Raw genomic sequence first — 13,765 nt, 5'->3', positions numbered from 1 at the left:
AGATAATGATGTACATGTCGCAGGAAGCGGACGAGCCGAATATCTGGAATCTGACGCTGGGCGCCAATCCGGTCGATCCGGATTATRTGTCGGTGGCGGTGGATGCGCGCACGGCGCAAGTGCTGGCGCAGCCGAAGTTCGAAGGCAGCTTCATGAGCGTGATGTTCCACCTGCACGTGGATTTGTACTCGGGCTTGTGGGGCAAGCTGTTTCTCGGTTTCATGGGCTTGCTGCTGCTGGTGGCCATCGTGTCCGGTGTGGTGCTGTACGCGCCTTTCATGCGCAAGCTGGATTTCGGCACCGTGCGCCGCGGGCGTGCGCCGCGCCTGAAGTGGCTGGACTTGCATAATCTGCTGGGCATCGTCACGCTGGTGTGGACCTTCGTGGTTGGCGCGACGGGCATGGTCAATACCTGGGCCGATCTGATGCTGAAGTATTGGCAATCCACCGAGATGGCGGACATGGTCGCACCGTACAGGAACGCGCCGCAGTTGAAGGAACTGGGGTCTATGCAGGATTCGATGGCGCGTGCCCTGGCGCGTGAGCCGGGCATGAAGATCGGCTTTGTCGCCTTCCCCGGCACGCCTTACTCCAGTGCCCACCACTACGGCATCTTCCTGCGCGGCGACACGGCCCTGACTTCGCGCTTGTACAAGCCGGTGCTGGTCGATGCGCAAACCGCGCAGATCACGGACAGCCGCGAGCTGCCGTGGTATCTGACCGCGCTGCTGATTTCGCAGCCGCTGCATTTCGGCGATTACGGCGGTGGATGGATGCAGTTCCTGTGGGCGATGCTCGATCTGGCAACGATCATCGTGCTGGGCAGCGGCCTGTATCTGTGGCTGAAACGTGGCGTGAGTGTGCCCGCAACGAACAGCGCGATCGCAGCGGAGGCGGCATGAACGCAGCCTTCCTGCGCTTGTGGGGCGCACCTCTGGCGATGGGCTTGCTGACGATGGTGGGACTGATTGCGGCCCTGCTGGGCGATGGCGTGTGGGACGGCGTCTCCGCCGTCGCCCTTGGCATACCGGTCGCGGCCTGCGCCTGGTATGGCTTGCGYAGGCCGCGCCGTGATCAGAAGGTGTAGCTGCCGCGCAGGTAGAGCGCGCGGCCGATCGGATCGGTGAAACGCGGATCGTAACCCTTCTGGAACACCGTGCCCTGATTGGTGAACGGCGGATCTTTGTCGAACAGATTCTTGATGCCGGCGGTCAGGCTGAAGCCTTTGAAGCCGGTATAGGTCGTCGACAAATTCCACAGCTGATAGGACGACACCTTGTTGAAGTGTTGCGGATCAACCAGGTTCTGGTCGTCGTAGCCGGTGCGGAAGGTCTGCGACAGCGTGGCCGACCAGGTGCTGTACTTCCAGGTGAGGGAAGCGTTGTGCTTCCAGCGGAACACCGGCGCATTGTCGCCGTAGCGGGCGACGTTCTGGATGAACTCACCATCGCGCTCGTTCTGGTACTCGTACTTGTGCACCCAGGTGCCGTCCAGCGTGAAGGCGAAGTTGCCATAGTCGGTACGGCCGCTATTGGCAGTCAGGCTGATGTCGAGACCATCGGTGTGCACCTTGCCCAGGTTCTCGTTCAGGTCCAGGATTGCATATGGCGAACCATCCGGATTACGCAGGAAGCGCGCCTTGTATTTCTCGTAGTCGCCGTAAATGGTTTGCTCCGGCAGCGAGGAGATCTTGTCGCGCAGGTGGATGTTCCAGTAGTCGACGGCCAGCGTCACGTTCTGGATTGGCGCAATCACGGCACCGAAGGAGAAGGTGGTCGACTTTTCCGGACTCAGGTTCGCATTACCGCCCTGCAGTTTGAACTGCTGCAGATCGCAATCGCGCAGCGGATTGGCGCCTGGCTGCGGCACGCCGTTCGGGCACAGGATCGGATCGTTGTACGAATTGCTGGTGTCGTTCTTGGACTGCGGCGCGTTCTTCTCGAACAGGGTCGGCGCGCGGAAGCCCGTGCTGGCCGAACCGCGCAGGACAACGGTCTGGTTAGGCTGGTAGCGCAGGCCCAGTTTCGGATTGGTGGTGCTGCCCACATCGTTGTAGTGGTCCCAGCGCACGGCGGCCTGGATGTCGAGGTCCTTGATGACCGGTACGCTCAATTCGCCAAACACTGCCTGGATATTGCGCGAGCCGTTTTTCGACAGCGACCCGGAAAGGCCGGAGCTGGCGGCTTGCCCTGCGATATCGCGGTTCACGTTGAAGTCCGCCTTCTCGTGGCGGATCTCGGTGCCGACTGCCACAGCCAGCGGGCCACCCGCCAGCTGCATCAGATCGCGGCTGGCTTTGGCGTCGAAGGCGGTGGTGGTGTTCTTCGCATCCTGCACGCGGCCGCGCAGCGCCACGCTGGCGAGGTAGGCCTTGCCCGCATCGTTCTGCAAGCCGAATGGATTCAGGATGCCGTTGAAGACGCCGGCCGCGAAGCCCGCATCCTGCACATAGCCGCCGGTGAAGTTCTCTTCCGATTTGCTGATGGAGTGGCTCAGGCCCGCCTTGTAATCCCAGCCTGCCACCAGGCCTTCCAGTGCGCCGACGAGGCGATCGGCCTGGCCTTTGGAATTGATCTGGCGCTGGCCCGCTTCGGTCGGACGCCAGTTCACCGACAGCGGATCACCGGACAGGCCCGGCTGCGCAGGCACGCCGCCCGAATTGCCCGGATAGTAGGGGCTGGACTTCGGCAGGATCAGATCCGTCTGGGGTGGCGGCGCGGTGCGCGACATCACCTTGTTTTGCGAATGCAGGTATTCCAGGCTGGCCGTGTGCTCGCCGAACTTCATGGCGGCGCGGYCGAAGAAGGCAACCTGTTCCTGTTCCGGCAGGTCGTCGATCAGGCGCGTGTAGTCCTGGCGGCAGGTGCCATTGCTGGCGCGCGGTACCGAGAAGGGCTGGTCGCAGCCTTTGGCGAAACCGGGATTGCCGGTGGCGCCTGAAGTCGGGTCGAAGTAATTGCCGGGGAAGGTGGTGCCCGAGGTTTCGTTCACCCCGTGATCGGGAATGATGCCGGTGGCGGAGAAGGGACGCTGCTGCGAGGTCAGCACATCCTGCTTGTGGTAATCGATCACGCCAAATGCATTCCAGCCATCGGCATCCAGATTGCCAATGCCGCTGATGATGTTGGCGCGCTTTTCCTTGCCGCCGCTGTGCTCGGGAATCACGCCTTCCGCCGTCACCGTGGTGCCGGTAACGGAACGGCGCGTGATGAAGTTGATCACGCCGCCGATGGCGTCGGTGCCGTAAATCGCGGAGGCGCCGTCGCGCAGCACTTCCACGCGTTCCAGCGCGGCCACGGGGATGATGTTCAGGTCGACGCTGGCGCCGTCATACGGGTGGTTGGCGATGCGGCGGCCGTTCAGCAGCACCAGGGTCTTGTCGCCGCCCAGGCCGCRCAAGTCGGCGACGGCCTGGCCGCCGGTCGGCAGACCGCTGGAGTTACCGCCAACGGTATTGCCCGCGCCCATGCTGGTCTGGTTGGACGGGATGCGGTCCAGCACTTCCTGGGCAGTGGTCAGGCCTTGCTTGGTGAATTCTTCGGCCTTGAAAACGGAAAGCGGCTGGGATGTCTCGGACACTAGCCGCTTGATCGAGGAACCCGTGATTTCAACACGGATCATTTTTTCTTCAGGAGGGATTTCTTGAGCCAGGGCGGGCAGGGTGGCCAGCAGGCCCCAGGCGGACAGCACACATACGCGTAAGTTCATCAACAGACTCTCCATGGTGAGTGTGGATCGGCCAAGCACTGTTCCACGACAGTGCAATGGGTTGCATAGAGTCTAATTGATATAAAACAATTGTCTAGAAAATAATATGATCGGTGTTGTAACGAAGCGTCAAAAACCGGCGTGACCCTGGTGGCAGGCACGATGTGCCTGCCACCTGCTGTTGCCTCGGGTTGTGATCAGAACTGGTAGCGCAGTCCGACGTTGAAGTAGCGTCCGATGGCCCCGCTGTAATCGAGCGGGTTGTAGCCTGCTGCGCCATAGGTCAGCGGATCGAGCGGGGGCTCTTTGTCGAACAGGTTCTGGATGGTGCCAAACAGTTCCAGCTTCGGATTGATGCGATAGCGTGCCGTCAGGTCCACCGTGGTGAAGGAGGCGATGCGGCAACCGTTCGGTGCATCGCGGCCATCGGCGAAGTGGCTGGCGCAGCCATCCGGGTCATCCTTGAACAGAGTGTTGTCGAATTTGGCCCGATRGTTGACCGTGCCGGTGACCTTCCATTGGCTGCGTTCCCAGCTGGCCGAGAGGTTGATGCGATCATCCGGCGTGCCCATGCAGTTGGTGACGTCGCAGTTGCCATGCGTGCCGGCAAAATCGCGCGACGTGCCGTCCTGCTCGGTGCGCACCCACTTGAACAGGTGGGTCCACTTGATGTCGGTGGCCAGGTTGCCGTAGCTGCCCAGGCCCCAGGTGCGGCGCGCATCCAGGTCGATGCCGCGCACCTTGGTCGAGGCCGAGTTCACGTATTTCGCCAGCACCGCCGTGATGGCGCCAGGGTCGCCAGGAATGCTGGTGGCGGTCGATGGATCGCGTGCCACATTGCCGGCTGCGATTGCGGCATCAACCTGCTGCTGGTTGATCTCGTTCTTGCGCTTGATCTCCCACAGGTCCACCGACAGGCTGGTACGCGGCAGCGGGTCCCACAGCACGCCCACCGAATAGCTCTTCGAACGTTCCGGCGACAGGTCGGGATTCGGCGAGGTGATGACGGCAATCGAGGCAGGGTTGCAGGCCGCCGCCACGCCCAGTGCGCAGCGCAGCGGATCGGCAGCTGTGGAGAAGGCCGCCAGGCCGCCGCGGCCGTTCTCCGCGGCGCTTGGCGCGCGGAAGCCGCGTTCGAAGTTGGCGCGTACGGCGAAGTTATTTATCGGCGTCCATTTCAAGCCGACCTTCGGCGTATACGAATTGCCGACGTCGGTGAAGTGGTCATAGCGCAGCGCGCCGGACAGCTCCACGGAACTCAGCACCGGCGCCAGCAGCTCGGCATACAGGGCCGAAGCATTGCGGCTGCCTTCATACGCGGAGTAGCCCAGGCCAATGATGTTGCCGCGCTCCGTGCCGGCGGTTGGCTGCAGCTCGGTCGATTCGTGGCGGAATTCACCGCCTACCGCCAGGCCCAGCGCACCGCCAGGCAGCTTGCCGAATTCGCGCGAAGCCTTGAAGTCGATCTGCGCGATGCGGGTGTGGGCGTCGTTCGAGATCGTCGGCGACAGGGCTTCGTAAATCGCACGCGAGTTCAGACCCGCGTTCTCGCCGATGCGCCAGTAGCTGCCAGGCGGCAGGCCGGCATACAGCGGATTGTTCATCGCCGCGGCCACGTTGGCGGCCGATGGGTTCAGCAGGGCGAAGGCAACGTCGCGCTGGATATAGCCATCGCGGTCGTTGCTCACCTTGTTCTCCGAGAAGAGCAGGGCGCTGTCGATGTCCCAACCGTATGCACTGCCTTTCACGCCCGCCACCGCGCGGGTGAAGGTCGATTCGATTTCGCTCACGCGCGGGCCGATGTCCCAGGCCAGGTAGCGCAGCCGTGCGGCCGTGCCATAGTAGGGATTGTCCGGATGCGCCGCGCCCAGCGACACGCCGGCATTGCTGACCGGGCCGCCCGGATAGCCTTCGTTGGCGCTGATGGTGGAGGGCGTGGTGGACGACTTCGAGTTGCTGCGGTAGCCATTCACTTCGAAATAAGTCTGCCAGTCCGGATTGATCTGGTAGGTGAAGCGGCCGAACAGATTCAGCGTGCGCTGGCGCGGCTGGATCTGGCTGTATTGCTGGGTCGAGTCGATCAGGCAGCCGCCACCAGGATCGCCCTGCGGATGATTGGTGAAGTTGGAGCAGGCCGCGCCGGGGAAGAAGCGGGTGAAGCCGGCGCCGGCCGGATTGCCGCGGCTGTAGTAGTCGAGCGTGGCCGGGTTGCGCACATTGCCGTTGACTGAACTGCCGGCCGCATTGTTGGTGGTGATGGCGCCGGTGCCGCCCAGCGCTTCCTGGGCGCTGAAGCCGAAGTCGCGCAGGTCGGCGCGGCCCACCGGACCGCGGTCGTCGCGGTCGCGGTTCCACACCTCGTTCTTCTTGCCGAACTCGATGCTGAACAGGGCGTTATAGCGGTCCTTGTCGAGGTCACCGAAGCCATGCGTGATCGACACGCGCGAATCGCCGCCATCGCGCTCCTGCGAGATGCCCTGGCTGGCGCGGATCGCCGTGCCCACATAATCCTTGCGCAGGATGACGTTGACCACGCCGGCAATGGCGTCCGAGCCGTAAATGGCGGAGGCGCCGCCCTTCAGCACTTCAACCCGGTCCACCGCTTCGGTCGGAATGATGTTCAGGTCGGCAAACACTTTCTGGCCATCGTCCGCCAGGCCGTAAGGCGCGATGCGGCGGCCGTTCAGCAGCACCAGGGTCGAGGCGGAACCGAGGCCGCGCAGCGAGATGCCGGAGGCGCCCGCCGCGAAGCCGTTGCCGAAGGTGGTCGGCACGGAGCCCTGGTTATCCACCGCCAGCGTTTGCAGCAGCTCGGCGACCGTGGTCTTGCCCGACTTCTCGATGTCGGCGCGGTTCAGGGTCTGCACGGGATTGGACGTTTCGGCCTGCGCCCGGCGGATGTTGGAGCCGGTGATTTCGACACGCTGGATTGGCTGGCTTTGATCGGGGCCCATGGTCTGGGCTTGTGCGGCGAAGGTGGACAGCAGAAGGGGCGTGACTGCAAGAGGAAAAGCTCGTCGCAGTACGCCCGGTAAGGGGCGCATTCGGTGCATGGCAATCTCCAGGAAAGTTAATGTGTTTTCATGCGAGAGCTGCCGTTATATGCCAATTTGCAAAGCCGAGTATGAATTCCGTCGTATGTGCGCGACACAATTCCGTCGATCAACCTCGCTTGCAAAGGCTGCGATCTGTTGCTATAGTGGTTCGAAATTAATGGATCTTTCGACCATGCAGCGCTTCGTTTTCTTTACCGGCCACTTTTACTTTAGCCATTCCAACCCTCAGGCGGTGGAGTAGCGGCCGGTTCACGTAGCAGCAAAAACGAGATCCCAGCAAATACCAAAAACCGCCAGAGATGGCGGTTTTTTTTTACCCATCCCCAGGAGATTCAATATGCAACGCACCGACGATTTGCGCATCCGCGAAATGAAGGAACTGACGCCGCCCTCGCATTTGATCCGCGAGTTCCCTTGCACCGAGGCTGCTTCCCAGACCGCGTCCAGCGCGCGCGTCGCTTTGCATCGCATCCTGCACGGCCAGGATGATCGCCTGATGGTGGTGATCGGCCCGTGCTCGATCCACGACCCGAAAGCGGCGATGGAGTATGCGCGCCGCCTGGTGCAGATGCGCGAGCGTCTGAAGGACGACCTGGAAATCGTGATGCGCGTGTACTTCGAGAAGCCGCGCACCACGGTGGGCTGGAAAGGCCTGATCAACGACCCGTACATGGACAACAGTTTCCGCATCAACGACGGGCTGCGCATGGCGCGCGAGTTGCTGCGCGACATCAACGAGCTGGGTCTGCCGGCCGGCACCGAATTTCTGGACGTGATCAGCCCGCAGTACATTGCCGATCTGATTTCCTGGGGCGCGATCGGGGCGCGCACCACGGAATCGCAGGTGCACCGCGAGCTGGCGTCCGGCCTGTCCTGCCCGGTGGGCTTCAAGAACGGCACGGACGGCAACACCAAGATCGCGGTGGAAGCGATCAAGGCCGCCTCGCAGCCGCACCACTTCCTGTCGGTGACCAAGGGCGGCCACTCGGCCATCGTGTCCACCAATGGCAATGAGGATTGCCACATCATTCTGCGCGGCGGCAAGGTGCCGAATTACGACGCGGCCAGCGTGGAAGACGCGGCCAAGGCGATCGCCGGCCAGGGCCTGGCGGCGCGCCTGATGATCGATGCGTCGCACGCCAACAGCTCGAAGAAGCCGGAAAACCAGGTGCCGGTATGTGCCGACATCGCGGGGCAGGTGGCCGGTGGCGACACCCGTATCGTGGGCGTGATGGTGGAATCGCACCTCGTGTTCGGCCGCCAGGATCTGGTGCCGGGCAAGGAACTGACCTATGGCCAGTCGATCACCGACGGCTGCATCGACTGGGATGCCAGCGTGCAGGTGCTGGAAGGTCTGGCCGAAGCGGTGCGTCAGCGCCGTCTGAAAGGCGAATAAAGTCCTTAGTAACGAAGTGTATCGATTGTATATAAGGAGAAAAATTGGAGACCAGGGAGATTGCGGCGCTTGAAGCCGAGGTGCTGCGCGCCATCCAGTCCGGACAGGACGAGCGCGCAGGCCAGATTTGGACCCGCATTCTTGCCCTCGACCCCAATCATCCCCGCGCCTTATTGGCCATGTCGCAGCGGGCTTTCCGCCGCCAGGACTTAAAGGAGGCGCGCAGCCTGCTGGAACGCCTGGTACAGGCGGATGGCAGCGATCTGCAGCAATGGATCAACCTGGCCGTGGTCTGCCAGCAGCAGGGCGACGAGGCGGGCGAGGATGCCGCCCTGAGCGGCGCGTTGAAGCGCGATCCGCAGGACTTGCTGGCGCTGCTGCTGCGCGGCGCCCTGTACGAACGCCAGAAGAAGACGCACGCCGCGGCCCAAGCCTATGGCGCGGCGGCCCGTGTGGCGCCGCCGCTGGAACAGCTGCATCCCAATCTGCGGCCGCTGCTGCAGAAGGCGCTGGCTTTCCGTGAGCATTACGATCGCGACTTCAGCACCTATCTCGAAACCTTCCTGGCGCCGCATATCGCCTCGCTGGGCGGCGGTAACCTGGGCCGCTTCCAGGATTCGCTGGACATCATGTTCGGCCGCAAGCGCCGCTTCGAATCGCAATCGGCGCAATACCATTACCCCGGCCTGCTGCCGCTGAGCTTTTTCGCGCGCGAAGACTTTCCCTGGCTGGATGCGGTCGAGGCGCAGACCGATGCGATCCGCAAGGAATTCCTGGCCGTGCTGGCCGAGGACAATGGTTTCGAACCTTATCTGAATTATGCGGACGATATGCCGCTGGCGCAGTGGGCCGAGCTGAACAAGTCGCCGCGCTGGAGCGCCTTCCACCTGATCAAGGACGGCGTGCTGTCGCCAGCCAATGCCGCGCGCTGCCCGGTCACCATGGCGGCACTGGGCGGGGCGCCACAGCCGCGCCAGACGGGCCGGACGCCGTCCGCCATGTTTTCCCTGCTAAGGCCTGGCACGCATATTCCGCCGCACTGCGGCGTGTCCAATTCACGCCTGGTGGTGCATCTGCCTCTGATCGTGCCGCCGCATTGCGGCTTCCGGGTGGGGAATGAAACGCGGGAGTGGGTGCCGGGCAAGGCGTGGGTATTCGATGACACCATCGAGCACGAAGCCTGGAACCGAAGCGATGAGCTGCGCGTGGTACTGATTTTCGATGTCTGGCACCCGCATCTGAGTGAAGCTGAGCGCACCATGATCAGTGCGCTCAGTGAAGGCATGCGGGCTTATTCGGCCGAAAGCGCAGGCTTCGGCCTCTGATACGCGCTTACTGGCCGTTAGCGTGCAGGGTATTGCCGATTGATTTGACTTCCGTCGAATCGCGGAAGTCCTGCTGGCCGGTCGAGCGCAGCATCTGTTCCGAGGTCATGCGGCCAGGAATACGGCTGCCGGTCAGCGTTGTCTGCTTGGCCTGAATCGCCTGCATCTGCTTGGCGTTCTGAATATCCGCCTCGGTGACAATTGGCTCCTGGCTGGCGGCGCAGGCGGTCAGCGCCAGGGCGCCCAGCAGGGCGCATACACTTTTCATTTCCATAAAGTCCCTTTCTTATTAAATTTGCATGGCCAGCTTACGACCGTGCAGTGTGAAAATCAATCAAAAAAAAACCTCGCCCAGCGGGCGAGGTTTTTTGTCGTTCACAGCGCTAAGGCTTAGAACTTCGCGGTCACGTTCATGAACACGCGGCGGCCCAGAGCATCGTACACCTGTGGGAAGGTGTTGCCGTTGCCGAAAGTGCTGGAGGTCACGCCACCAACTGGAGGATCTTTGTCGAACAGGTTGTTGACGCCACCGCGCACGGTGAAGATCTTGTTGATGTTGTAGCTCGCAGCCAGGTCGAAGTAGTTGCGGGAACCGAACACGCGGTCAGCTGGCTCCGAATCGCCGGCCAGGATCGGGTTGTCGCTGGTCGAGGACAGGTTGACCTTCTTGATGTAACGCCAGGTCAGAGCCAGATCCACGGCCCATGGGGTCTGCCACGAAGCACGGGCCTTGTGACGCCACTTAGGCAGCGGAGTGCCGCAGGATGGGCCGAACAGGCCGGCGCAATCGTACTCGCCGGTACCAGGTACGTCTTCCTGCTTGAACTCTTTCAGCCAGGTGCCGGTCAGGTTGAAGTCCAGCGAGCCCAGGTTGTTAGGCGCCTTCATGCGGTAGTTGGCGATAACGTCCAGGCCGGAGGTCTTGCGCATACCCAGGTTCTGGTTGGTCGCAACGATCTGCGCGGTCGGCAGGGCCCACAGGGTGCCCAGACGGTCACGAGTGATCAGCGAGCAGAACTTCGGATCGCCGGTCAGCAAGCACTGGTTCAGGGTGGTGGTAGCTGGCGCGCCAGCGATCACACCGGTGACCTTCATGTTGAAGTAGTCCAGGGACAGGGACAGGTTCTTCGCTGGGGTCAGCACCAGACCAACGGTGTAGGACTTGCCGATTTCCGGAGCCAGGTTCTTGTTACCACCGAACAGGGCGTTGTACTGGCCAGCCGGGCTGTCGTCGATGTGGCCGTACTGTGCCGCGGTCACGCCGGTCTTCGCGCACTGAGCGAAGGATGCGGACGGGGTCGCGCCTGCGCAAGGATCTTTATCGTTGTCGTACAGACCGATACCTTGTGGAGTGAACAGTTCAACCACGTTTGCTGCACGAGCCGAACGCTGGTAGGACGCGCGCATGCCGAACAGTTCCATCGGCTTCCACTCGGTACCGATACCGTAGGAGTTGGTCTTCTGGTCGGTGGAGTAGTCCGAACGACGGTAGGACAGGTTAGCGGACAGCAGTTCAGCCCATGGCTTGTGCTCAATCAGCGGAACGCGGGTTTCGACGAAGTAGTCCTTCACCGAGTATTGGCCTTCCACGCCGTGGGTTGGGCCGCCCTGGCCAGCCAGGTCACCGGTGTCGAATTCCTGGTCGGTTGCCAGGCTCAGCTTCTCGGTGCGGTGCTCGAAGCCCAGGTTGAATGCCACGCCGTTTTCAGCGGTTGGCAGTTTGATGCCGTAGTTGCCCAGGTCGGTACCGGCGTTGAAGCCCAGCACGGACTGGTGGGTCGAGCCACGCTTGAAGCCCGGGGTCTGCAGATACGTCAGCGCGTCAGGCGATACTTTGCCCAGCGACCAGATGTTGTACGGTACGCAGTTCGGGTCGGTGCCGTCGACCACGGAGCGGCAGACGATCTGGCCGGCCGAGTTGGTCACCGCATCCAGCGAGCGGCCGATGCGCACGTTGGAGAAGTCGTTGAAGTAGTTCTCTGCGTACAGCACGCGGCCCAGTTGGCCGAATGCGTCGTAGTTCCAGTTGCCGATCTCGCCCTTGACGCCGATCACGCCGCGGTAGGAGGTGTGACGGATGTCATCCTGGCGGCCGCCGCCTTCCACGTTACGGCGGAAGATGATGGCGTCAGCGGTGTCGCCCGGGTTCTTCAGGCCCAGGGCGTCTTTCCACTGCTGCGACAGGAATGGGTTCTCGTAGTGGATGGCGTTAGGACCGGATGCGTCGAAACCGAACAGGCCGGACGGAGCGATCTGAGCCACGGTGTGGTCATCGTGGAACGATGCTTCGGTGTAGATGCGGGTGTGTTCGTTGACCTGGTAGTGCGCCTGGGCGTTGAAGCCATAACGCTCGGAAGGACGCTGGAAGTAGTTCAGCGGACCGAAGTTGTACTGGTCGGTCGCAGCAACGTAGTTACGTACGCCGCCGTTTGCGTCAGCAACGGTCTTCTGGCCACCAGCCACCAGGAAGCGGCCCGGGTAGGAGGTACCGGAACCGCCGCACTTCAGGGTATTGCCGGAGGTGAAGCCGCCGAACGAGCAAGCGGAGAAGTCGCGCTCGGATTGCAGCAGGGCGTCTTCTTTCTTGTAGTTGAAGAAGACGGTGGCGTTACCGCGGTTTTCGTCGAAGTTGCCACCGATCAGCAGGTTGGCATCCTTGATGCGGCCGTCAGCGAATTTGTCGCCTGGCAGCGCGAAGTTACGGGCATTGTTGGCAGCCTGGCCTGCGTCGCTGTGCTGGCCGTGGTTGTAGAAGGACTCATTGGCCTCGATCTGCACGCCCTGGTAGTTGTCCTGCAGGATGAAGTTGACCACACCGGCCACTGCATCGGAACCGTACACGGCGCCTGCGCCACCGGTCAGGATTTCAACTTTCTTGATCAGCGGTGCTGGGATCTGGTTCAAGTCAGCTGCGGTATTGGACGGCGAACCGGCCGGCAGACGACGGCCGTTGACCAGCACCAGGGTGCGGTCGGYGCCGAAGTTACGCAGGTTGACGGTTGCAGTACCGGAGGAACCATTGGAAATGGTACCGCCCTGGTCAGCAAACACCTGCGGCATGTTGTTCAGCAGGTTTTCTACCGAACGCACGCCATCCATCTTGATCTCTTTAGCGGTCATCACCGTGATCGGGGACACGCCTTCCAGGTTTGCGCTCGGGATGCGCGAACCGGTAACTTCCACCTTCTGCATCGCCTGGCTCGCATCTTGTGCGAACGCAGCCGATACGCCCAGCGCCATGCCGCCTGCGCAAATCAGGCGTACAGAGCGGGACAAAATCGATTCCACCATCATATTTTTTTACTCCCTTTTTAGATCAAGCCGGATGAGGGCTGATCGCCGCCATACCGTCCTGTTTAAAGTTGATGTCCATGCAGGACGCCAATGAAAAGAACAGCAACGTTTTTTCCATACGGTATGAAATCATCCGTGTGTTCATAGTGTCAATGTTGAAGTTTCACTTCAGGGCGAGCCGCAGGGATTGGGGGAGTTGCGTGCGATATCGCAGGAGTTGGCGTGGTGTTTAGCTAAATTGAATACAAATTGGCCAATATGACAGGCATATGAAAGAACTTTCCACTGGTGAATAGTTCGGTACTTTGACGAAAATCAATTTATTAATTCGGCAAACTAGCCAAATGGGTGTGACTTCCGCGCGACACTTTTGATGACGTTTGGTTCCTATGGGAAATAAAAAAAGGCGGTGATTTCTCACCGCCTTTCCGAGCGAACTTCAGCTCAAATCAGAGGGCTTAGAACTTGTACTGCGCACCTGCTTTGAAGTAGCGGCCAATCGCGCCCGAACCGTCCATCGGGTTGAAGGAAATGCCACCGTAGGTCAGCGGGTCCAGCGGAGCGATCTTGTCGAACAGGTTGGATACCGAAGCGAACAGGGTCAGCTGTTTGCTGAAGTTCCAGCGGGTCGACAGGTCAACCGTGGTGAACGAAGCCAGTTTGCAGCCGTTCGGTGCATCGGTGCCATCAGCCAGTTTGTTGGCGCACAGGTCGCCTTCAAACTTGATGTTCTTCATGCTGTCGCGGTAGTTGGCGGTAGCGGTGAAGTTGAACTTGCTGATGTCCCAGGAAGCGGTCAGGTTGATCTTGTTCTTCGGGGTACCGGCGCAGTTCGACGTATCGCAGTTGCCGTGGGTGCCGGCGAACTGGTACTGCAGGGTATCCGATTCCGCACGCRGCCAGGAAGCGATGTGGGTCCACGTCATGCCGATGGTGGCCTTACCGTATTGACCCAGACGCAGACGCTGTTTCACATCCACGTCCAC

General features: G+C 61.5%; 9 protein-coding genes. 4 read left to right on the top strand and 5 right to left on the bottom strand.

Features of this window, described 5'->3' with window-relative positions; translation table 11 throughout:
* Nucleotides 1-902: PepSY-associated TM helix domain-containing protein (locus tag AB4Z11_RS15205; RefSeq protein ID WP_442026086.1), on the top strand; the 902-nt coding region annotated here is incomplete at its 5' end.
* Nucleotides 899-1,087, top strand: coding sequence for a hypothetical protein (locus AB4Z11_RS15200; RefSeq protein WP_442026085.1), 189 nt, complete (start codon nucleotides 899-901; stop codon nucleotides 1,085-1,087). The genes AB4Z11_RS15205 and AB4Z11_RS15200, both read left to right, overlap by 4 nt.
* On the opposite strand, the gene AB4Z11_RS15195 is transcribed toward AB4Z11_RS15200, so the two are convergent.
* Nucleotides 1,075-3,708, bottom strand: a complete 2,634-nt coding sequence (locus AB4Z11_RS15195) for a TonB-dependent receptor domain-containing protein (protein WP_442026084.1) — start codon at nucleotides 3,706-3,708, stop codon at nucleotides 1,075-1,077. The genes AB4Z11_RS15200 and AB4Z11_RS15195 overlap by 13 nt on opposite strands.
* Before the next feature lie 197 nt (nucleotides 3,709-3,905).
* Complete coding sequence (locus AB4Z11_RS15190) at nucleotides 3,906-6,761, bottom strand: TonB-dependent receptor (protein WP_442026083.1); 2,856 nt, start codon at nucleotides 6,759-6,761, stop codon at nucleotides 3,906-3,908.
* Between the two features lie 340 nt (nucleotides 6,762-7,101).
* Between AB4Z11_RS15190 and aroG the strand changes: the two genes are divergently transcribed.
* Nucleotides 7,102-8,160 carry a 3-deoxy-7-phosphoheptulonate synthase AroG gene (gene aroG / locus AB4Z11_RS15185; protein ID WP_442026082.1) on the top strand — a complete coding sequence of 353 codons (1,059 nt, stop codon included), beginning with the start codon at nucleotides 7,102-7,104 and terminating at the stop codon, nucleotides 8,158-8,160.
* A gap of 44 nt (nucleotides 8,161-8,204) precedes the next feature.
* Nucleotides 8,205-9,485, top strand: a complete 1,281-nt coding sequence (locus AB4Z11_RS15180; protein WP_442026081.1) for an aspartyl/asparaginyl beta-hydroxylase domain-containing protein — start codon at nucleotides 8,205-8,207, stop codon at nucleotides 9,483-9,485.
* Between the two features lie 7 nt (nucleotides 9,486-9,492).
* Here AB4Z11_RS15180 and AB4Z11_RS15175 read toward each other — a convergent pair whose 3' ends face one another.
* From AB4Z11_RS15175 to AB4Z11_RS15165, 3 genes are all read right to left on the bottom strand, one after another.
* A complete protein-coding gene (locus AB4Z11_RS15175) occupies nucleotides 9,493-9,753 on the bottom strand; it encodes a hypothetical protein (protein WP_442026080.1) in 261 nt (86 codons plus the stop codon).
* Nucleotides 9,754-9,875: 122 nt separating this feature from the next.
* Complete coding sequence (locus AB4Z11_RS15170) at nucleotides 9,876-12,761, bottom strand: TonB-dependent receptor domain-containing protein (RefSeq protein WP_442026079.1); 2,886 nt, start codon at nucleotides 12,759-12,761, stop codon at nucleotides 9,876-9,878.
* Between the two features lie 476 nt (nucleotides 12,762-13,237).
* Nucleotides 13,238-13,765, bottom strand: a 528-nt coding sequence (locus AB4Z11_RS15165) for a TonB-dependent receptor domain-containing protein (RefSeq protein ID WP_442026078.1), incomplete at its 5' end; no start/stop codon positions are given.

Source organism: Pseudoduganella sp. RAF53_2 (genome assembly GCF_052113985.1).
In the GTDB taxonomy this organism is placed as follows: domain Bacteria; phylum Pseudomonadota; class Gammaproteobacteria; order Burkholderiales; family Burkholderiaceae_D; genus Rugamonas.
The sequence above is the reverse complement of the archived record's forward strand: the minus strand, read 5'-3'. Positions and strand labels throughout refer to the sequence as shown.